Raw genomic sequence first — 20,743 nt, forward strand, 5'->3', positions numbered from 1 at the left:
CCGAAAGGTTGCTGAGCATGCTCCTTCCTCCCCGCACGATCCGTGTCACCGTCGCTACCGCCGCCGCGGCGCTCGCCGTTACCGTCGGACTGACCGGTTGCGGCGGCTCCGACGATTCCTCGACGAACGCCATCAGCAGCAGTACCAGTATCGCCGCCGCTCCGTCCAGCATTTCGGCAACTCCGGCTCCGTCCGGTGACAACACCGGCGCCCCCACCGCCGATTCCCTGAAGGCGACGCTCGTGCAGTTCGCCGATCCGGCGCTGTCGACCGACGACAAGTCGAAGCTGATCGTCAACGGCGAGGCGCGCGAACCCAATATCGACCAGATGAACGGCATGCTCGCCGGCTACACCCTCACCTTCGTCGTCGACAACGTCGTGACCAGCGGTGATACCGCCACCGCCGATGTCACCATCACCTCGCCGCACGGCACCGCGCCCGCGTTCCCGGTCACCTGGGAGAACGTGGACGGTACCTGGCTGCTCTCCGACGCCAGCGGCTGCCTGCTGCTCGGCTTCGCGCAGGCGCCCTGCACGCCCGCCTGAGCCCCGACGTCCGCGCGGCTGAGCAGTTTCCCACCCATCCGGTGCCGTAGATCCGCGGTGGGCACGGTGAGCGGGGTCTGCGATGGTCTCGGGCATGAGTGTGATTCCTGGCGTCGCCGCGGTCGTCGCGGGCACCCCGGCCGACCGTGATCGGGTGCTGGATCTGCTGCGGCTGTCGTCGCTGGTCGTGGTGGTGTTCGGCCACTGCCTGATGCTGACGGTGACGGTCTCGCAGGGGCAGGTCCGGTTCGGCAACGTGCTCGCCGACCTGCCCCTTCTGCAACCGCTCACCTGGGCACTGCAGGTCCTGCCGCTGTTCTTCTTCGCAGGCGCGGCCGCCGGAGCGCGCGGGCTCGGCCCAGGAACTGCGTGGGGCCCGTGGCTGTTCCGCCGGACCCAGCGGCTGGTCCGGCCACTGCTGCCCTTCCTCGCCGTGTCCGCCGTATCGGTCGCGGTGGCCGGTCGGCTGCTCGGGCCGGGCTGGGATCATCCGCTCGCGGTGACCAGCGTGCAACTGCTCTGGTTTCTCGGCACCTACCTGGCTGTCCTCGCCTGCGTACCGCCGCTGGCCGCGGTCGTCACCGATGTTCGCCGGATGTTTGCGGTCGTGCTGGCCATCGTGGCGACGACGGCGCTCGTCGACGTGGTGCGGCTCTCCGGTGGCCCGGCCGAGCTCGGTTATCTGAATCTCACGGTCTGGCTCATCCCGGCAGTACTCGGCATCGGATATCTGCGCGGGCTGCTCGCGCGCGGGACCGCCGCGGTCCTCGGCTGCGCGGCGCTGCTCGGAGACGTGCTGCTGGTCCGGTTCGGCCCCTACGAGGCGAGCCTGGTGACGGTGCCGGGACAGCGGCTGTCGAATCTCGCGCCGCCGTCGCTGCTGCTGGCCGGGCACGCGATCGTGCTGTGCTGCGCCGCCGTCGCCGCGACGCCCTGGCTGCGCCGCGTCGCCGCGCGGCCGCGGATCTGGTGGGTGATCGTCCTCGGCAACACCGGCGCGATGACGCTGTACCTGTGGCACATGCCTGCTCTGCTCGCGGTGATCGTGGCCGGGCAGCTGGCCGGGTTCGGACGTTCCGGCCCCGCCCACCCCGGATTCCTGGCGCAGACCGCGGTGCAACTGGGAACGACCCTGGCGCTGACCGCCGTCTTGTTCCTGGCGCTGCGCGGGCTGGAGAACACCCCGCTGCACTGGTGGGACGGGCCGGTGGCGCCGGTCACCGGCAGCCGCTCGGCGTTGACGACGGCCACGGTCGCCGCAGCCGGGCTCGCGATCCTGCAGGCCACCCGCTGGGGCCTGACCCCCGACGGGTGGACCTGGTTCGGCACCGCAGCGGCGTTGCTGGTGGCGGCGCGGCTGCTCACCCGGCATCGACCGGAGAAGGCCCGCGCCACAGCGTGAACGGGTGGATCAGCCCTTGGACGGGCGACGCTGCGGCTTGGGCGTGACGGTGCCCTCGGCGAGCCTGCGCGCGCTCACCAGGAAGGCCGTGTGCCCCTGCATCCGATGCTCGGGGCGCACGGCGAGGCCGACGACGTGCCAGCCGCGCACCATCGACTCCCAGGAGCGCGGTTCGGTCCAGCACTCCTGTTCGCGCAGCGCCTCGACCACCTTCGACAGCTGCGTCACCGTCGCCACGTAGACGATCAGCACGCCGCCGGGCACGAGCGCCTTCGAGACGGCGGGCAGCGCGTCCCAGGGGGCCAGCATGTCCAGCACCACACGATCGACCTGCGGTCCGTCGTACCCGGCGACATCGGCGACGGTCAGCGACCAGTTGGCCGGCCGCTCACCGAAGAAGGTCTCCACATTGCGCACGGCGTGTTCGGCGTGGTCGTCGCGGATCTCGTAGGAGATCACCTCGCCGCTGGGCCCGACCGCGCGCAGCAGCGAGCAGGTGAGCGCGCCGGAACCGGCACCGGCCTCGAGCACCTTGGCACCGGGGAAGACGTCCCCCTCGTGCACGATCTGGGCGGCGTCCTTGGGGTAGATGACGGCCGCGCCGCGTGGCATCGACAGCACGTAGTCGACCAGCAGCGGCCGCAGCGCCAAATAGGGGGTGCCGTTGGTAGAAGTGACCACACTGCCCTCGGCGGTGCCGATCAGCTCGTCGTGCTTGATGCCGCCGCGATGGGTGTGGAATTCCTTCCCTTCCTCCAGCACGACCGTGTAGAGGCGCCCCTTGGCATCGGTCAGCTGCACCCGGTCCCCGATGGCGAATGGACCGGTCCGTCTGGCCGTCATGGATCTCCGTTCTTCGAATGGACATCACAGCCTGCCAGGTGGACCGCACCCGGCACGGCACCGGGGTGACCGGCGTCGGCTACCGCGCGGCGACGAGCACCCGATACTGCTCGCGGGCGTCGCGATGTGCCGCATCCTGGTATTTCGCCCACGTACCGTCCAGCGGTCACCACACCGACCCAGGAATTGGCGTGGTCGGCGCCATCGGTCACACAGCCAGCGCCGGGCACGTCGTCCGGCGCGGGGGCGGACGTCTTGTGCCAGGCACTGGCGATCGCCGTCACGGTGGCGGAGGCGAGTTCGGCGCCGCGGCGGCGTCCTTCGCGCGGTAGACGGTGCTGCCCTTGATCGCCATGGCGCTCACCCCGAGCCGCGGGTACATGGTCACCGCAGCGGGCTGATCTTCGGCGAACAGCAGCGCGGCATGCTGCCGGTAGGCACCGCGGCCGCTGCCGTTGTCACCGACCGACAGGTCGTAGACGCCGTCGGGGTCGTAGGGCAACCGCGCCAGCTCGGCGGTGGGTGTCGGATCGAACGTATCCAGCAGTGGCCGTTGCTGTTCCAGCGCCCGCAAGCTGATCGTCGCGAGGTCGTCGGCCGAGCCGTCCGCACCTTTCCCGGCAGAGTGAGCGGCGCGGATCGAATCCAGGCGATCGGTGTCGGTGCCTGCCGATACCCTGCGAAGTATGTCAGTGCCTGCGCCCGCATCCTTCGCCGCCGACGAGCCGGTCGGGCGGTCGCGTCCGGCGCTGTCGCCGTCGCGGGCAAGCGATTTCAAACAGTGCCCACTGAAGTACCGGTTCCGGGCGATCGATCGGATTCCCGAGCCGCCGACACGGGCGGCGGTGCGCGGGACGCTCGTGCACGCGGTGTTCGAGGATCTGTTCACCCTTCCCGCCGAGCAGCGGCAGGCCGGGCGCGCGGCCGACCTGGTTCCCGGCGCGTGGGAGCGGGTACGCGCGGACCGCGACGGGCTCGACGAACTGGTGGCCGCCGGTGGCCCGGAAGCGCTGTTCGAGGAGGTACGCCGACTGGTCGCGAGCTACTACGAGCTCGAGGATCCGACCAGGTTCGAACCGCACGCGCTGGAGGAGCGCGTCGAGGTCGAGCTGGACGGCGCGGTCCCGCTGCGCGGTTTCGTCGATCGCATCGATATCGCGCCCAACGGCCTGCTCCGGGTGGTCGACTACAAGACCGGCCGTTCCCCCGGCCCGCTGCACGAGGCACAGGCGCTGTTCCAGCTCAAGTTCTACGCGCTGATGATCCTGCGCACCCGCGACATCGTGCCCGCGCAGCTGCGGCTGATCTATCTGGCAGACAAGGCACTGCTCACCTACACCCCCGAGCGCGCGGAGCTGGAACGCTTCGCCCGTATTCTCACCGCGCTGTGGGAGGCCATCCTGGTGGCGGGCCGCACCGGGAACTTCCCGGCCAACCGCAACCCGATGTGCCGATACTGCGAATTCCAGCACCTGTGCCCGGAATTCGGCGGCACACCGCCGCCGTATCCGGGCTGGCCGCACGGCGAACCGGCACCGACCGAACTCGGCATCCCCGGCGTGCGCGCCGCCGAGGACGTTTGAGCCCCGTTCGGCCCCGGCACCGCAGCGTCGACGACCGCTGCCCGTCGAGACGTGGGCACCCGCGGCATCCTGCGGCGAACTCTATTGCTGCCGAACGACTCCCACGGCATCGACACTGCGGTCTCGTGGCGGCGAGTCCCGGCAACCGGACCTCTCCGCCGCGAGCGTGACTCGAGTACACTCATGTTCGAGAAAGGGCAGCGTGTGCGGGCGGGGAGGTTCGGGGAATGCCACCTGGCGACGGCCGTGACCGCCTGCACGACGAGATCGCCGCGTACTACGCCGGATTCGGCCAACCCGCGGCACTACTCGACGCGTTCCGGCACGCGGCCGTGCTGGTGCCGCTGACCGCAGAGGATCGCGTAGTGGTCCTGCCGCACGGCGGCATCGACTGGTTGTGCGTGTTCACCAGCATCGCGGAATACGCGCGATTCGCGGCGATGCGCGACCTGCTCGACGACGATCCGGATCGCGACCGGGAGCACCGCTACCACTGGATCTTCGGGCGGCGGTTGCGTGAGTACCTCGACACCCGCACCGAGCCGGCGGGGATAGCGATCGACATCGTCGGTACCGCGCCGATGGCGTTTCCCCCGGATCTCACCGAGCACGCGACCGACGCCACGGGGATGCCATGACCACTCTGAAAGTCGACCAGACGGTGCTGCGGCAGGCCGCGACCGGGATCGAGGGCACCATCGGCGCGCTGTCGGAGCTGGGGATCGGCGAAACCGGCAACATGGGCAGGGGATTCGCGCTGCTCACCCTGTCCACGCTGGAGGCGGGCAAGCATACGGTGCAGAAGTCGTTCGAGGACTTCACCGAGCGGTGGTCGTGGGGTGTACGCGCACTGGTCCAGGCGGGCAACGCGATCGCGCTGACCCTCGGCTTGGCGGCGGGCCGCTACGACGAGATGGAAACCAAGGCCGAGAACACGCTCAAGACGATGTGGACCCACATGGCGGGCAATCCGCATCTGTCCAGCGACGAGATCGCCGAGCGCTCCTGGGGACAGACGTTCGCCGATAATTCGTTCAACCACATCCGCAATGCGGATTACAGCCCGCAGTCGTTCGTCGACGCCAACAACCACCTCCGCGACAACCTGCGGGTGGTCGAGCAGGTAGGGCCGCAAGCGCTGGCGAATGTGAGTCCGCTGTCCGGTGTGGTCACCGGCACCACGCCCGGCTGGGACACCGGAGCCGCCCAACAGGCCGCCGAACTCATGCAGCAGCAAGGGAACCGGTAGTCCGTGGGGCTGGGGGAACTCTTCGACAAGGTCGGCAACGCGGTCGAGAAGGGCGTCGAAAGCCTCGCCGAAGGCGCTGGTCAGGTCATCGATGACGGCCTCGATCTCGTCGGCGACGGGGCGCGCCGGATCGGGTTGGACGGGATCGGTAACGCGCTCGACGATCTCGGCGACACCATCGCCTCCGCGACCGGCGGCGATGTCGAGGAGAAAGAACTCGGGCAGACCGACGACCCCAAGGAGCTCGTCCTCGGCGAACCGTCCGAGATCGGTTCCACCGCGCAGACGTTGACCACGATGGCCGAGGCAGTGGAGTCGACCGGTCAGGCGCTGCAGAAGATCGATGCCGCCGAGTGGTCCGGCAAGGGCGCCGACGCCTTCAACACCGTCTACGACAAGCAGCCCAAGCTCTGGTTCGACGGCGCCGACGCCATGACCGCCGCCGCCGACGCCATGACGGCCTGGCAGAACGAGGTGAAGGCCGCACAGGACAAGGCGCAGACCGCCATCGACCGGTGGCAGGCGGCCGACGCCGAGGAACGGCGGATGACGTCGTGGTGGAACGGGCTCACCGCCGAGCAGCAGGCACAGACCCCGCTGGTCGACACCTGGACGTCGAAGCGGAACGAGGCAAGGGAGATCCTGCGGGCGGCGCGGATTCAGCGCGACAACGGGGCCTCGATCGCGGTCGGCGCGGTGTCGGCGGCCACCGACAAAGCCCCGAAGGAACCGCCGTTCAGCCAACGGTGGATCGCCCACCTGTCCGATCTCGGTGGCGTGCTCGAGCACGGGGCGTTGAACTTCTTCGCCGGCGCGTTCACCGCGACCACCGGGATCGTGCAGTTCGCGCGCCAGCTCAACCCGACCGACATCTACAACATCACCCATCCTGCCGAATACGTCGAAGGACTTTCCGATCTCGGCACCGGCCTGGTCGTCGCGGTGGCCGACCCGGGGGCGGCGGTCACCGCGATCCTGGAGGACGCGCGGACCAATCCGTTCGAGTTCGCCGGTTCGCTCGCGCCGGACGTCATCCTCACGGCCGCCACCGGCGGAGGCGGCAGTGTGAAGCCCGTGATCTCGGCCCTCAGGCGAGTCGCCGACACCGGCAGGCGGCTGCCCGGCCGTCCCGATGCCGATCCCGCTCCGCACACCCGGAATCCGACACGACAGCCCGCCGCGCCCGAGCCGAACCGGCAGGCGGAGCCACCGGGGCAGCGCACACCGGACCGCGCGGAGCCACGGGCCGGGCTGCCGAACTCGCAGGACGGCCGTCCACCGGGCACCGGTCACCCGGTGGACGGGGCACCCCAGCGTGAAACACCACGGACCGAGGACACCACCGGCGGGCCGTCGGCGATGTCGGAGCGCACCGAGCCCAGCGCGCCCGACCCCGCACCGCGCACCGAACGCGACAGCGAACCCGCGCCCGCGGGCGCCGACCCCGCACTCACCCGCGACCCCGAACCCGCGCGCCCCGAACCCGCCCCAGCCCCGGAACGCAGCCCCGATCCAGAGCCCCCGGAATCCCGCACCGACCCGCGCCCGGAAGCGGCCACCACGCCCGCCAGGGAAACCGGCCCGCCGCACCACACGGAGCAGGGCGACACCCCCACCCACCGCACCGACTCCACGCCATCGCAACGCACCGAGCCGACACCGACCCGCCACGCCGACGCCCCCACCGAGCACACGTCTGCGCAAACCACCGACGACGCACCGGTTCAGCGCACGGACCCGGCACCGGCGCACCAGCACGACACACCGTCGCAGCGCACCGAGTCCACCCCACCCCGCGAGACCGACCCGGCACCGGTCCAGCGCACGGACCCCACCCTGACGCATCAGGCAGACGCGTCCGCCCAACGCGCGGAACCGAGCCATCGCAACGACACGCCCATCCAGCGCGACGATCCGGTAGCGACACCGACGCGGCATCCGGAGCCGGGAACGACTCAGCCGCATTCCCCCGCGCCGACCCCGGCGATGGATCGGACCTCGACCACCCCCGACTCGCACCCTCCCGGCACCCGTCCGGCCGAACCGGCCGCCCGGACTGCGACCCCCGCCCCGACGTGGCTCCCTGCCACGCACCCGGACGGGGGTTCGGCGCCCCGCCAGCCGGATGCGGCACCCGCACGCGCGCAGGCGACGACCTCTCCCCCACCCTCCCGCCCGGACGCGTCATCCGCACGCCCGCAACCGGATCCACCGCCTGCAGCACCGCGGACGGCGCCGGACACCCCGCGCGCCGCACCGGCGCCCGACGCCACCGGCCGCCCCGTCGCGCCTGCACCGGCGACAGCGGCCGCGCGCCCCGACGTCGCGACCAGGAACCCCGACACCCGCACCGAGCACACCCCCGCCCCGGACCGACCGCTCGACCGTGACCCGAGCCCGCCACGAGACACCGACACCGCCCGCCCGGACACCCCGACCGACCGCGAGCACGGGCCGGACACCCGCACCGAACGCGATCCCGATGCCACCGAAGACACCGCCCCCGACCGCGATCCCGGGACCGCCGAGGAACCGGACTCCGACGCCCCCACCGCGAAAGACCGGGCGGAGGCCGACACCGACGCGCACGACACCGCCCGCCGCTGCGGCGCCGAGCACAACCGCACCCCCGATCAGAAGACATGCTCCCGCGACCCCGTCGATATCGGCACCGGTGAGTTCCTGCTGCCGGAAACCGATCTCGAACTACGCGGGGTCCTGCCGTTGGTGCTGCGCCGGTCCCACCACTCCGACTTCCGGTTCGGTCGCTGGTTCGGCCGGTCGTGGTCGTCGACTCTCGATACCCGCGTCGTCGTGTCGGACGAGGGCGTCACCTTCCTCGGTGAGGACGGGCTCATGCTCGCCTACCCGCATCCGGAGGTGGGCGATCCGGTGCGGCCGAGTACCGACGGACAGGCGTGGACGCTGACCCGCACGCGGACCGGTGGCTACCGGGTATGGGACCAGCGCCGCGAACTGATCTGGCATTTCGCCCCCGAGCCCGCCGTCGGTGGTCTCGACGCCGAGCTCGGCAACTACGCGGTGTCGGCCGTCACCGACCGCCACCACAACCGGATCCGCTTCCACTACGACGAGACCGGCGCGCCGGTCGAGATCTCGCACTCGGGCGGCTACCGCGTCTTGGTCGACACCGAGCACGGCCGCGTCACCGGTATCGGCCTCGTCGACGACGACAGCGGTACGGCCGTGGCACCGGTGGCCGAATTCACCTACACCGCAGGCCGACTGACCACCGTCACCAATGCCGTGGCGGCCACAACGGCCTACACCTACGACGCCGACGACCGGATGACCTCGTGGACCGACTCCCGCGGCAACCGGATGGTCAACACCTACGACGCCGACGGGCGCGTGGTGCGCCAGCGCGGGACCGCGGGCATCCTGAACTGCGACTACGCCTATGTCCAGTTCCCCGGTGGGGCGGGCAGACTCACCGCGGTCACCGACTCGCTCGGTGCCGTCACCAGCCACGGTTTCGACCGGGAACTGCAGTTGCGCGACCTGATCACCCCCGACGGCGCCCACCGGCACACCGACTACAACGCCGACCGCAAACCACTGACCGTCACCGGCCCCGACCCGGCGACGACCACCACCTACCGCTACAACGCCGCCGGCGATCCCGCGGAGATCGTCCGGCCCGATGGCGTCCTCCTGGAGTACGAGTACACCTGGCGCAACCGGCCGAGCGTGATCATCACCGCGGACGGGTCGGTGCACCGCCGCGAATGGTCGGCCAACGGCGATCTCACGGCCGCCGTCGGCCCCGCCGGGTCGCGCACCGAGTTCGCCTACCATCGGTCCGGCGCTCTGGCCTGCGTCACCTCCGCGGGGGTCCGCACCACCGTTCGGGTCGATGCCGCCGGTCTGCCGATCGCGCTGGTCGATCCGCTGGGGGCGACCACCCGGATCGAGCGCGACCGCGCGGGCAGGCCTGTGCGGGCCGTGGACCCCAACGGCGCGGTGACACGCTACGTATGGTCGCCCGCAGGGCACCTGTGCTCGCGCACCGATCCCGACGGAAGCCGGGAATCGTGGTCCTACGACGGCGAAGGCAACCTCGTCTCGCACACCGATCCCGCGGGTGGGCGTACCGAATACGACTACGGCCCTTTCGATCTGCTCGTGTCCCGGCGTGATCCCGACGGCACGCTCACTCGCTACGAGTGGGATACCGAACGGCGCCTCACCGCCGTGCACAATCCCCTCGGCCGGACCTGGACCTACCGGTACGACGCGGCGGGCCGGCTGATCGCCGAGACCGACTACAGCGGCGCGACCACCACCTACACCTGGGATCGGGCAGGCCGCGTGACCGGCGTGACGCCGGCGACCGGGGTCACCCGCCGTCACCGTTACGACATTCTGGGCAGGCGCGTCGAGATCGTCACCGACGACGGCGACTGGATCCGCCATACCTACGACCCGATGGGCCGGATCGTCCGCGCGGCCACCGGCCGTGGCGACACGCCCGTGCACACCATCGCCTACACCTACGGGCCCACCGGTCTGCTCGAGTCCGAGCAGGTCGACGATCGGCCGCCGATGCGGTTCGGCTACGACCCGCACGGGCGCCGTATCCGCCGCACCAGCCCGACCGGCGCGGACACCGGCTGGCATCACGACCCGGCGGGCCGGATCGACCGCATCGCCGTCGGCGGGCACGACATCGCCCTCGACTACGACCTCGCCGGGCACCTCACCGGCCTGCGCCTCGGCGAGCTCGCGATCGACCGCACCGTCACCGCGCGCGGCAAGCTCCTGCGCCAACAGGTCACCGCGTTCCCGGCACGCCTGGTGTCTCTCGGTCTCGGCGACGCCACGCGCCCGGCGCCCCGCGATGTCCGGCGCGACGAATTCCGCTACCGCGCCGACGGATATCTGGTCTCGGAGACGACCGCCCGGCCGAACACCCCCGCCCGGCGCCGTGCGTACACCCTCGACGCGCTCGGCCGGGTCACCGCCGTCGCCGAGGACGACCGCCCCGGCGAGCAGTACCGCTACGATCCGCTCGGCAATATCGCCGCCGCGGGCCCCACCCACCGCGAATACCGGGGCAACCTGCTGACCGGGGACGGCCACAACCGCTACGACTACGACCGTGCAGGCCGCCTCGTCCGCAAGAGGACCGGCGATCACACCTGGCACTACCGCTACAACAGTTTCGACCAGCTCACCGACCTGTACACCCCGGACCGTCAGTGGTGGCACTACACCTACGACGCCCTCGGCAGGCGCCGCTCCAAACAGCGCCTGGCCGCCGACGGCGCCGTCCTCGACCGCACCGACTACGCCTGGGACGACACTCTCCTCATCGAAAGCACTTCCAGTACATCGACATTGCGCTGGACGTACCTCCCGGACAGCCACATCCCGCTCACGCAATGCCGCGATACCCCGACCGCACAGCAGTTCCACGCCGTCATCACCGACCCGGCCGGTACGCCCGTCGAACTCGTCGACCCGAGCACCGGCGAACTCGCCGCCACCGCCGCCACCACCACCCTCTGGGGCCGCACCACCTGGCACGGCCACACCAGCACCCCGCTCCGCTTCCCCGGCCAGTTCCACGACCCCGAGTCCGGCCTGCACTACAACCTCCACCGCAGCTACGACCCCGAAACCGCCCGCTACCTCACCCGCGACCCCCTCGGTCTCGCCCCCGCCGCCAACCCCAACACCTACCCCCACAACCCCCGAACCTGGACCGACCCCCTCGGCCTGATCCCGGACGAGTGCAGGCCAGCAGACCCCGAACCCGATGAGCATGCCGACCCGCACGCTGTCACGCCGCACAACCCCACCCCGACCTCACCGACCGTCGACGTGGGCCGACCACCGGTTACGCCGGAAACAGTCCCCGACCCCAACTCCTCGCCCGGTGCCGGACGGACCGGCACCGATGAGACCGGCAATACGCCGGACGAGACCGCGAGCACACCGGAAGACATCGAGCTTCTGGAGCGATTGCGGATCTACGAGGCTCTCGGCGATACCCCTCCCCATATCGACATGGCAGCCAACGATGCGAGGTACGGGGCCAACGGCGCCCACTCGCTCGAACGCCACGGTCCGGACATGCCGCTGCACCGCGGCGACGCGCCGGAAGGGGAGCGCACTGTCGAGGGCCGTATCTACGGCGACGACCCCTGGGCCCGCCCGGAGAACTGGTCGTACCGCTGGCGCGACGAGGAGACCATGAACCGAACCGTCAACGAGTATCTGCGGGCGAACTGGGAGACGGTTCGCAGCGACCTCGCGTTGGATGGGCGGCACCGAGCGACATTCGATGCGGAGCGGACGACGGGCGACGGATTCTTCAACGAAGGGATGCACGGCGTCGGGCCGCGGTCGGCCCACTACGATCACGCTCGTTTCGCCGCGGTGAGATTCGAGCTCATGCCGGGCGACCCGCCCTCGATCATGGTCGTGACCGCGTTCCCCTCAGGAGGACTATCGTGACGAATGTGGATATCCCAGAGGCACTTCGCGCACGCATGAACCGACCGCGCCCACCGGCGATCGACGAAGTGCGTGAGTTCTTGCTCTGCCACGTTGCCGATGTCGAAGATCTCGAGGAACTGCGCGTAGACATCGCGCGCACGGCTCGGCTCAACAAGAACACCGTACTGCGCGACGCCGACGCGATCGAAACGCTTCTCGCCTCGCCACAACCGCCTGGAACACTGTCGTGGATGGTTGCCGCGCACGGCAACTGGGTCCTGGACGACGAAGCCTCCGATGCGGAGGCGGCGGAATGGCTACGCGGCCTGGCGACGCTCATTCGCGACGTGGTCCGAGGTCTCGACGAGAACCCGGTCTGACCGGCGCGATCGCTCAGAAGGCGCGGCAGGACCGGATGTCGGTGGCGAGGATGGCCTTGGCACCGAGGTCGGCCAGACGGTCCATCAGGTCGTTGCCCTGCTTGCGCGGCACCAGGGCCCGCACCGCGACCCAGTCGGGGTCGGTGAGCGGGGACACGGTGGGCGACTCCAGGCCGGGCGTGATGGCGACGGCGGCGTCGAGCAGGGACTTGGGGCAGTCGTAGTCGAGCATCAGGTACTGCTGGGCGAACACGACACCCTGGATGCGGGCGATGAGCTGGTTGCGGGCCCGGTCGTCGCGATCGGAGCCGGTGCGTTCGATGAGCACGCCCTCCGAGTCGCACAGCGACTCACCGAAAGCCACCAGATTGTGCTGGCGAAGGGTGCGACCCGAACCGACGACATCGGCGATCGCGTCGGCCACACCGAGCTGGATGGAGATCTCCACGGCGCCGTCGAGCCGGATCACCTCGGCCTCGATCCCGAACCGCGCCAGATCCGCGCGCACCAGGTTCGGGTAGGAGGTGGCGATGCGCTTGCCCGCGAGGTCCTCGACCTTCCATTCGTCCCCGGCCGGCGCGGCGTAGCGGAAGGTGGAGCGGCCGAAGCCGAGCGAGAGCCGCTCGGTCACCGGTGAGCCGGAGTCCAGGGCGAGGTCGCGACCGGTGATGCCGAGGTCGAGCTCACCGGAGCCGACGTAGATGGCGATGTCCTTGGGCCGCAGGAAGAAGAACTCGACCTGGTTGACCGGATCGAGGACGGTGAGCTCGCGGGAATCGGTGCGTTTGCGGTAACCGGCCTCGCTCAGGATGGAGACGGCCGATTCCGACAGCGAACCCTTGTTGGGAACAGCGACGCGCAACATGGGAATGGGGACCTTTCGGGAGAAGCGGAGGGGATGACGTGTCGACGGGACGGATCAGCCGTCACAGATGTCGGTACACGTCCTCGAGCTTCAGCCCGCGACCCACCATCATCACCTGGACCCAGTACAGCAGCTGGGAGATCTCCTCGGCGAGGGCTTCGTCGCTCTCGTGCTCGGCGGCCAGCCAGATCTCCCCGGCCTCCTCGAGCACCTTCTTACCCTGGAAGTGGACGCCGGCGTCCAGTGCGGCCACGGTGCCCGACCCCTCGGGGCGGGTCTGGGCGCGCTCGGTCAGCTCGGCGAACAGGGATTCGAAGTTCTTCACGATGAAACATTGTTTCACACCGTGTACACCGCTTTTCCCGCGCACCGCCGCTCGGGACGACGGTGCGCGGGAAGGCTCAGGACTGCTCCGCCAGCAGTGTCCGCAAATCGGTGACCGCGGTGCGCAGGTGGTCGGCGAAGGCGTACATCTCGTCGGCCACCGACTTCGGGGTGGCCAGGTAGATGTTCCAGCGGTCGGGCAGCAGCACATAGGCGATGCCGATGCACTTCGGGCTGGTGGAGCCGAAGCCGAAGTAGCGGATGTACTGCGACGGCGCCGAGCTGGTGCTCAGGTAGTCGTCGCGCATGATCGTCCAGCCTGGGCTGTCGAACAGGGCGATCCGCTCGTCGGCGACACCGAGTTCGGCGCCACGCCTGCGCTGGATCCACTCCAGCTCCCACAGGTGCTGTTCGGGCGCCTGCCCCGCCTGGCACTCCTTGGCCCGGCCCACGTGGGCGCTCGCCGCCGTGCGGGCCGCGGCCAGCTTGGTGGCGCGGTCGACGGTGTCGTCGACCATCGCGTCGACGAAGGCCACCATCTCCGGGGTCACCACGCGCATGGCCTCGGTGCGGCCGTTGCGGAACTGCCGGGTCGCGATGGACTCGTAGGTGGCGCCGGTCAGGCCCTTACTGCGCCGGTGGGCGAGCTGGTAGGCCAGCTGGGCGAAGGCGTCGGGCGAGATGCCGAGTTGCTTGGCCGCGGCGGTCCCGAAGTCGTCGAAGGAGACCAGCGAGGTGGCGGTGTCGGCGGCGAAGCGCGCGAAATCGGCGCCTGCCGCGGCGATGTCGGCCCGTGCGGCCGAATCGAGGACGAACTCGATCGGCTCCACCGACGGCAGTCCTTGCGCCCGCGCGCCGCTGGTGGCGGCGTGATCCTGCGCGGTGCGCTCGAGCAGCGCGTCCACGAACGACAGCACGGTGGTGCCGTCGAGCCCGCAGTGCTCGATATTGATGCCGGCCTGGCCGTCGGCGAAGACGATGAACGACACCGACTTGTCGAAGTACCGGTTGGCGCTGTCACCGTGCAGCAGTTGATCGCAGGCGTGCAGTTCGTCGCGCGGGGCGAAGTCCTCGAGGCACACCGCGAACAGCGCGGTCTCGACCTCGTCGAACGCGGCGACATTGGCCGCCTCGGCGCGTAGCGTGGCCCGGCTGCGCGCCCACTGCGCGCGGGCCTTGGTGGTGAGGTGGCCGACGGCGGTGTCGGTGGCAGCGGGCTTGGTGCCGCCCTTGATCACCGCGCGCAGGCCGTCGACGACGTCCTCGAACGCGTACGGCGCGCCGTCGGGGCCGATCACGTCCATCCGGAAGGCGTTGCCGCGGTAGAACACCACGATGTGACGGGCGTCCGACGGACCGGGCCACTCCGCGCTGTAGGGCTTGCGCACGGTGTCCTGCACCTCGCCCGGGATCCTGGTCTCGGAGAACAGGTACTTGTTCTGCCACATCGACAGCTGCTGACCACGCTGGGTGACCGGCGCGATCTTCTCCTGGTCCAGCGCCAGCTTGTAGTCGACGGCGGCGCCGATGATCGCCGCGGCCCGCTCGGTCTGCCCGGCCACGGTGGAGGCCGCGAGCGGGGTGTCGTCGCGGAACAGGAACACGAAGTTGGCATTGAGCGCGATCCGGTCGCGGCGGCCGAGATAGCGCGAGGGCCAGAACTCGTCGAGCCAGCTACCGACCCCTGGCGTCGCGTCGTATTCCGCGAGTGCGGCGTGCAGGGTGCGGCCGGCACCGCCGGGCCGCAGCAGCTCCGCTACTGCGGCCTCGGTGGTGGCGAGTTCGTCGGCGTCGAGCAGCGGTCGACACCACTGCAGGAACCGCTCGCAACTGTCGTCCAGTGTCGGCAGCGGTACCCGCGGCAGGGTGTCTTCGGCGGCGAACGTCGGTGGGTTCAATCCAGATCCTCAGGTCTCGATGGGATGCGGGCGTGAGACGAACAGATTGGCGTAGAGCCAGCCTTCGGCTTCGTGATCGGTGGTGTCGATTCCCTTGGCCGCCAACGCATCCAGCACCTGTGCTCGTTCCTGTGCCGACGCGAAGCGACGCTGCTGGAACATACCGGGACGCTGCTCGCTGCGGTAGCCGAGCGCGGCGAGTTCGGCGGCGATGGGGCCGAAATCGAACATCCGCAACACGAAATGCGCCATCCACGGTCGCTTCTGTGGATCTGCCTGGGCGACCCTGGACAGGGTTTTCTCGGTGATGTAGCCGACACACCCGGTGGAGATCACCAGGTCCGCGGAGGCGAGCACACGCCGCTGGGCCTCGGTGGGCTCGGTGGCCTCGAGGTCGGCGTGCACGTAGTCGTGCAGGAGTCCGGCGGCGTGGGCGTAGGTCAGCGCCGGGCGTGCGGCGTCCATCCCGACGAAGCGTACGTCGGGCAGCAGATCGGTGCGCAACCGCTCCCGGTCGGCGGCGAGCAGCCCGACCGCGTCGGTGTCGGCGTGCTCGCGATAGTGCCTGGCCAGCTCGTCGACGGTGGTGCCGGTCCGCAGCAGCGCCGCGTTCACCCCGTAGGAGCAGCCGAGGTCGAGCACCGTCGGGATCCGCTCCGGCCGCGCTGCCCGCAGCTGCCGCAACTGCTCTTGGAAGTGCGGCTTGGCCAGTTCCGGGATCCGGTAGTCCAGTTCGTTCATCCGGGCGAAGTAGGCGCGCGGATCGGCACTGTCGTAGATGTCGTCGAAGGATGCTTTGCCGGTGGTGTGCAACGGAACGGACATGGGCGGTTCCTCTCAGTCGAGCAGTCGGTCACCTCGGACGGCGTCGGCCGAGGCGGCCACATGGTCGGGCAGAACACGGCCGAACAGCTGCCTGGTGCGTTCGACAGTGCCGATCACCCCTGGCCGGTCCGTGTAGGCGAAGATCGCCGAATGTCGTTGGCCCGCACCGGCCACCTCGGTGACCCGGTGCAGGGAGAAACGGCCCTTGAACAGCTGCAGATCGCCAGGGCGCAGCGCCAGCGCGCGGATGAACCGGCCGCCGGAACCGGTGAGCACGGCGCGCACGTCGTCGAGATGCTCGGCGTGCGGATCGCGAATATTGGGGCAGTACTCGAAGACGCCGCCGGATTCGGGCTCCCTGGTCAGCATGCTGACGGTGAACTCGTTGGTGTCGAAATGCCACGGGTGCGACATGCCGGGATCGACGACATTGAGGCAGAGCCCGGCCAGCGGATCGGCGAATTCGTGCAGCTCGTCGAGTTCGAAGCAGTCTGCGACGAAGCGCTGGAAGACCGGGTCGGTGTAGAGGCGCTGGATCAGTGCGTCGGCGGGGATGCGGTCACGAGCGACGAAGGCGTTGCCGCGTTCGAGCACGATCCGGGCCGGATGCCCCGCGGGCAGATCGGCATCGAGCGGGATGTTGTAGGCGTTGACGCGCTCCACCTTGTAGTGGGCGTGCGGCGCGATCCGCTCCCCTTCCACACGCAACGTGTCCCACAATTCGGGCCGGATGAATTCCCGCAGGACCGTGCATCCGTCCTCGGCCAGTTCGGCGCGTGCGGCCTCGACCGCGGCACGCCTGCCCGCCCCGGCGAGATCGGTGAGCGGATACCGTGCGATATCGACGATTTCGTCAAGCCCCCGAATGCCTGTCATGTCTTCAGTTTGCGGGAACTTTCCGCGACACGCCCGGGCTTTCGGCAAATCGGGCCTATCCCGGAAAGATCACGGCGCGACGAAAACTACTGTGCGGCAAGAGTTTTCAAGAAAGCAACACCGATCACCTACTGATCACGGTAGGGTATTACGCCCTATCTCGCCGCGCCGCCGACATGGTCGTCGCGGACCGTCACGGCCGCATGCAGATCGGCGGTCGACAGACCTACCAGTGATTCCCTGAATACCCGCCCAGGCGCCTGCGGAACCGCGATTTCGCACGGAATCACAATCAGACCGCACCCCGCGCCCTGTGCCGCGAGTGCACCCGTGGGCGAATCCTCGATCGCCACACAGTCGGCCGGATCGAGTTCGAGCAGGTCCGCGGCTCTTCGGTAGATGGCCGGGTCCGGTTTGCCGTGGGGCACTTCGTCACCACACACCGAAACGTCGAAGAAGTCGCGCCCGAGAGTGTCGAGGCCGTACTCGGTGAGCGAACGCTTGGTGTTCGTCACCAGCGCGCAGCGCAGGCCCGCCGCGCGCACCATGGCCAGCGCGTCCTTGGCGCCGGGCCGCCATGGGATCGGGCCGAGCATCAGCTCGGTGACGCGGCGTTCCAGGAAGTGTCCCGCCTGCGCGAGTATCGGCGCGGTGGCGACGACGCCGATACCGTCGAACAGCATCCGCAACGCGTTCGGACCGGAGGCGCCGATCAGCGCGTGCCTGGTCGCGTCGGTCAGTTCCCTGCCGTGTTCGCGGGCCAGCTCGCGGACCGCGATGTCCCACAGCTTCTCCGAATCGAGCAGCGTGCCGTCCATGTCCCACAGCACCGCCGCCGGTCGCGCGCTCACCCGTTCCACCTTCGCTCAGCCCCTGCCCCACGCGCGCAGTCGGCGCACCGAGAGCAGGATACCGAACGGTTCGAGCGAGCCGGCCACGCCACCCGACCGGACAGTCAGGTCGCCTCACTGCTGAACGCTGAGCAGACCCGCCAGGATTGACCGGGGAATCCGACCTTACAGGGGCACAACCGATTTCATGCCCGTTGAGAGTCGACGATCAGCAGCGTGCCGTTCACCGGCGCCACCCGGAACCACCGACGCTCCGACTCTTGTGAACCGTTCTTGTACCTGTACGACACGGTGGCGACAACCACATCACCGTCGTGACTGACATCGGACACGGCGACCGAACCGAACTGGCTCCAGAATGCGGCATAGGATCGGTAGCCGCCCGCGCTCGCCTGGTATCCGGGCGAGAGTTGCGCCCACGCCCTGCTGGCGTTGCCCGGTAGCATGCCGTAGTAATCGGCGACGAACTCGCTGATCGGCGCCGGCGTAGGCGGCGAACCCGACGGCGTCGTGGTGGTTGTCGTGCCGGTAGCGTGCGGCGTCGCCGTCGGGCTGTCCACAGCACCGGTCGGGGGCGCACCTGCCGCCGTCGACGACGCCGCGGGCACAGGTATGGTCACCGTTTCCGGCTCCGGCACGATCACCACGGTACTCACCTTGCCGTCGACCACCGTGGTGATGGTGACCGGTTCCAGCGCCCGCTGCGCGGGTTCTGCCCCGCGATCGCGGGTGAGCACCAGCACCACGAGCATCACCGTGAACGCGGCGACCGCGGCGGCGAGCAGCATGATCGCCCGGCTGTTGTCCGTTCCACGCCCGTTCGCGGCACCCGTATCCGACACCGCACCGGCCGGACGTCGCTGCCCCGGCTCGTCGCCGCCGGCCCCGGCCGCGACGCCGAGCCGGTCATCCGTACGGCCAGGTGCCCCACCGACCTCGGCGGAATCGCCGCCCACACCACCGAACCGATCATTCGCCTGGCCCGCGGCACCACCCAACCCGGCGGCCCCACCCACAGCGCCGGACCGGCCCCGCCCATCGCCACCCCCGGCCGCTGCATCACCCGCGACACCGTCGAGCCCAGCGAAGCCATCCCCGACCGCACCGAACCGCTCACCCGCACGACCCGAGACATCGCGGCCACCGGCGGAACCATCACTCGCGCCATCGAACTCGTCACGCACCCGACTGCCGGAACCACCGATCCCAACGGAACCGCCGGCGGCACCGAACCGTTCGTCCTCTCGACCCACGGCATCACCGACGCCGGCAGGATCACCACCCGGAGCACCGGTGCGATCGCCCACCCGGCCGACGTTGTCGTCTCCCTCGGCAGAGCCGCTGCTGGTGGCGCCGGAGGCCAGGCCAGGGGCATCACCGGTCAGGGAACGTGGTGCCTCCGGGACCATCGCACCCGGATCGCCTGCGCCGGGCGCCTGCCCCGGATCACCCGCGGACAGCCCGGCGCGACCCGCCCGCGCAGCCGCGGATCGCCCGCCGGTGATCGCCGAACGTGCGGCCTTGGCGAGCGCCAGGCCACTGCCGAGCAGCCCGGCGGCCGCGGCACGCGGCGCGGGTTGACCGGTCTGCGTGCCCTGATCCGGCAGCAGGGCGGTGGTCTCCCCCACCGGGAGCACCTTCGTCGCGGCGCCGGGAAGCGCCGGAACTCGGCCCGCCGCAACGTCTTCCAGGGCCACGCGGGCCTGCGCCATGGTCGGCCTGGTCTCGGCGGACGTGGTGAGCAACCACATCAGCACCGGGGCAAGCGGACCCGCCTGCCGCGGCTCCGGCACCACCCCGCGCGCCACCGCGTGCAGCACGGCCAGTGGATTCTCGCCCTCGCCGAATGGTGGCGCACCCTCGACGGCGGCGTAGAGGGTGGAACCGAGCGCGAACACGTCGGCGGCCGGCTTCGGGTTGTCACCGCGCGCGATCTCCGGCGCCAGATAGGCCGGGGTCCCCGCGAGGAACCCGGTCGCGGTGACGGTGACATCCCCGGTGGCGTGCGAGATGCCGAAGTCGGTGAGCTTCACGGTGCCGTCGTCACCGACGAGCAGGTTGGCCGGCTTCACATCGCGGTGCATGATGCCCGCGTCGTGCGCGGCCGACAGGGCGGCGGCGGCCTGCGCGCCGATTCCCGCCACCTCCAGCGGCGGCAGGGTGGCACCACCGGCCAGCTTCACCGCCAGGCTCGGCGCGTTCATGTATTCCATCACCAGCCAGGGCTGGCCGTCCTCTTCGGCTACATCGAAGACCGTGATGGCGTTGGGATGGTGCAATCTGGCCGCGATCCGGCCTTCGCGCATCGCGCGCAGCTTCGCCTCGAGCGCCTGCGTTCCGGTGAGCCCCGGTGCCAGCAGCAGTTGCTTCACCGCGACGGTGCGACGCAGCCGGACATCGGTGGCGCGCCACACCACGCCCATCGCGCCGGAGCCGATCGGGTCGGTGAGCCGATACCGCCCCGAGATCAACCGATCCGAACTCATCCCGAGTCCCCCTCCTGCCATACCGCCGAGTCGTCCAGCCCTCCGCGCCACAGTGGGATGAAACCTCCGAAAATCCTACGTGCTGAACCGGTTCTGCCCCGACCGCTGCGGGCCGGAGACCACGACCTACGCCCCGCCGAGTGACCAG

16 protein-coding genes are annotated in these 20,743 nt (G+C 70.0%); 7 read left to right on the forward strand and 9 right to left on the reverse strand.

The features are described 5' to 3' along the window. Window positions 1–17 precede the first annotated feature (17 nt). Together ACFOW8_RS27300 and ACFOW8_RS27305 are read left to right on the forward strand one after the other, a co-directional pair. Entirely contained in the window at window positions 18–548 is a 531-nt protein-coding gene (locus ACFOW8_RS27300) for a hypothetical protein (RefSeq protein WP_378554414.1), read from the forward strand. Between the two features lie 94 nt (window positions 549–642). Beyond that, on the forward strand, window positions 643–1,950 hold the full coding sequence (locus tag ACFOW8_RS27305; protein ID WP_378554415.1) for an acyltransferase family protein: 1,308 nt from the start codon (window positions 643–645) through the stop codon (window positions 1,948–1,950). 9 nt (window positions 1,951–1,959) lie between these two features. Here ACFOW8_RS27305 and ACFOW8_RS27310 read toward each other — a convergent pair whose 3' ends face one another. Both ACFOW8_RS27310 and ACFOW8_RS27315 read right to left on the reverse strand, forming a co-directional pair. Then, a complete protein-coding gene (locus ACFOW8_RS27310) occupies window positions 1,960–2,793 on the reverse strand; it encodes a tRNA (adenine-N1)-methyltransferase (protein ID WP_378554416.1) in 834 nt (277 codons plus the stop codon). A 280-nt stretch (window positions 2,794–3,073) separates the two neighbouring features. Further along, window positions 3,074–3,367, reverse strand: coding sequence for a DUF7373 family lipoprotein (locus tag ACFOW8_RS27315; protein WP_378554417.1), 294 nt, complete (start codon window positions 3,365–3,367; stop codon window positions 3,074–3,076). Between the two features lie 112 nt (window positions 3,368–3,479). Between ACFOW8_RS27315 and ACFOW8_RS27320 the strand changes: the two genes are divergently transcribed. From ACFOW8_RS27320 to ACFOW8_RS27340, 5 genes are all read left to right on the forward strand, one after another. Further along, window positions 3,480–4,376 (forward strand): RecB family exonuclease, encoded by an 897-nt coding sequence (locus ACFOW8_RS27320; protein WP_378554418.1) that lies wholly within the window; start codon window positions 3,480–3,482, stop codon window positions 4,374–4,376. Window positions 4,377–4,603: 227 nt separating this feature from the next. After that, window positions 4,604–5,014 (forward strand): SseB family protein, encoded by a 411-nt coding sequence (locus tag ACFOW8_RS27325; RefSeq protein ID WP_378554419.1) that lies wholly within the window; start codon window positions 4,604–4,606, stop codon window positions 5,012–5,014. After that, window positions 5,011–5,625 carry a hypothetical protein gene (locus ACFOW8_RS27330; RefSeq protein WP_378554420.1) on the forward strand — a complete coding sequence of 205 codons (615 nt, stop codon included), beginning with the start codon at window positions 5,011–5,013 and terminating at the stop codon, window positions 5,623–5,625. Before ACFOW8_RS27325 ends, ACFOW8_RS27330 begins: the two co-directional genes overlap by 4 nt. 3 nt (window positions 5,626–5,628) lie before the next feature. Next, complete coding sequence (locus ACFOW8_RS27335; protein WP_378554421.1) at window positions 5,629–12,108, forward strand: putative T7SS-secreted protein; 6,480 nt, start codon at window positions 5,629–5,631, stop codon at window positions 12,106–12,108. Further along, window positions 12,105–12,470, forward strand: coding sequence for a hypothetical protein (locus ACFOW8_RS27340; protein ID WP_378554422.1), 366 nt, complete (start codon window positions 12,105–12,107; stop codon window positions 12,468–12,470). The genes ACFOW8_RS27335 and ACFOW8_RS27340 overlap by 4 nt, the downstream gene beginning before the upstream one ends. Before the next feature lie 13 nt (window positions 12,471–12,483). Here ACFOW8_RS27340 and hisG read toward each other — a convergent pair whose 3' ends face one another. The 7 genes from hisG to ACFOW8_RS27375 form a co-directional block, all read right to left on the reverse strand. After that, the gene (gene hisG / locus ACFOW8_RS27345; protein WP_378554423.1) at window positions 12,484–13,335 is read right to left on the reverse strand and encodes an ATP phosphoribosyltransferase; all 852 of its coding nucleotides are present in this window, start codon (window positions 13,333–13,335) and stop codon (window positions 12,484–12,486) included. Between the two features lie 61 nt (window positions 13,336–13,396). Then, entirely contained in the window at window positions 13,397–13,660 is a 264-nt protein-coding gene (locus ACFOW8_RS27350; RefSeq protein WP_110041330.1) for a phosphoribosyl-ATP diphosphatase, read from the reverse strand. Window positions 13,661–13,736: 76 nt separating this feature from the next. Continuing rightward, on the reverse strand, window positions 13,737–15,557 hold the full coding sequence (locus ACFOW8_RS27355; RefSeq protein WP_378554424.1) for a choline/carnitine O-acyltransferase: 1,821 nt from the start codon (window positions 15,555–15,557) through the stop codon (window positions 13,737–13,739). 9 nt (window positions 15,558–15,566) lie between these two features. Continuing rightward, entirely contained in the window at window positions 15,567–16,382 is an 816-nt protein-coding gene (locus ACFOW8_RS27360; RefSeq protein ID WP_378554425.1) for a class I SAM-dependent methyltransferase, read from the reverse strand. A gap of 12 nt (window positions 16,383–16,394) precedes the next feature. Then, complete coding sequence (locus ACFOW8_RS27365) at window positions 16,395–17,258, reverse strand: HalD/BesD family halogenase (RefSeq protein ID WP_378554426.1); 864 nt, start codon at window positions 17,256–17,258, stop codon at window positions 16,395–16,397. 155 nt (window positions 17,259–17,413) lie between these two features. Beyond that, complete coding sequence (locus ACFOW8_RS27370) at window positions 17,414–18,109, reverse strand: HAD family hydrolase (RefSeq protein ID WP_378554427.1); 696 nt, start codon at window positions 18,107–18,109, stop codon at window positions 17,414–17,416. Window positions 18,110–18,294: 185 nt separating this feature from the next. Next, entirely contained in the window at window positions 18,295–20,595 is a 2,301-nt protein-coding gene (locus tag ACFOW8_RS27375) for a serine/threonine-protein kinase (protein WP_378554428.1), read from the reverse strand. Between the last annotated feature and the right edge of the window lie 148 nt (window positions 20,596–20,743).

It is taken from the genome of Nocardia rhizosphaerae (assembly GCF_042650365.1).
GTDB classification, from domain to species: domain Bacteria; phylum Actinomycetota; class Actinomycetes; order Mycobacteriales; family Mycobacteriaceae; genus Nocardia; species Nocardia rhizosphaerae.

What these genes read in the sequence shown, in the direction of transcription:
- ACFOW8_RS27300 (WP_378554414.1), top strand. Translation starts at nt 18, where the DNA reads ATGCTCCTTCCTCCCCGCACGATCCGTGTCACCGTCGCTACCGCCGCC.
- ACFOW8_RS27305 (WP_378554415.1), top strand. Translation starts at nt 643, where the DNA reads ATGAGTGTGATTCCTGGCGTCGCCGCGGTCGTCGCGGGCACCCCGGCC.
- ACFOW8_RS27310 (WP_378554416.1), bottom strand. Translation starts at nt 2,793, where the DNA reads ATGACGGCCAGACGGACCGGTCCATTCGCCATCGGGGACCGGGTGCAG.
- ACFOW8_RS27320 (WP_378554418.1), top strand. Translation starts at nt 3,480, where the DNA reads ATGTCAGTGCCTGCGCCCGCATCCTTCGCCGCCGACGAGCCGGTCGGG.
- ACFOW8_RS27325 (WP_378554419.1), top strand. Translation starts at nt 4,604, where the DNA reads ATGCCACCTGGCGACGGCCGTGACCGCCTGCACGACGAGATCGCCGCG.
- ACFOW8_RS27330 (WP_378554420.1), top strand. Translation starts at nt 5,011, where the DNA reads ATGACCACTCTGAAAGTCGACCAGACGGTGCTGCGGCAGGCCGCGACC.
- hisG (WP_378554423.1), bottom strand. Translation starts at nt 13,335, where the DNA reads ATGTTGCGCGTCGCTGTTCCCAACAAGGGTTCGCTGTCGGAATCGGCC.
- ACFOW8_RS27360 (WP_378554425.1), bottom strand. Translation starts at nt 16,382, where the DNA reads ATGTCCGTTCCGTTGCACACCACCGGCAAAGCATCCTTCGACGACATC.
- ACFOW8_RS27365 (WP_378554426.1), bottom strand. Translation starts at nt 17,258, where the DNA reads ATGACAGGCATTCGGGGGCTTGACGAAATCGTCGATATCGCACGGTAT.
- ACFOW8_RS27375 (WP_378554428.1), bottom strand. Translation starts at nt 20,595, where the DNA reads ATGAGTTCGGATCGGTTGATCTCGGGGCGGTATCGGCTCACCGACCCG.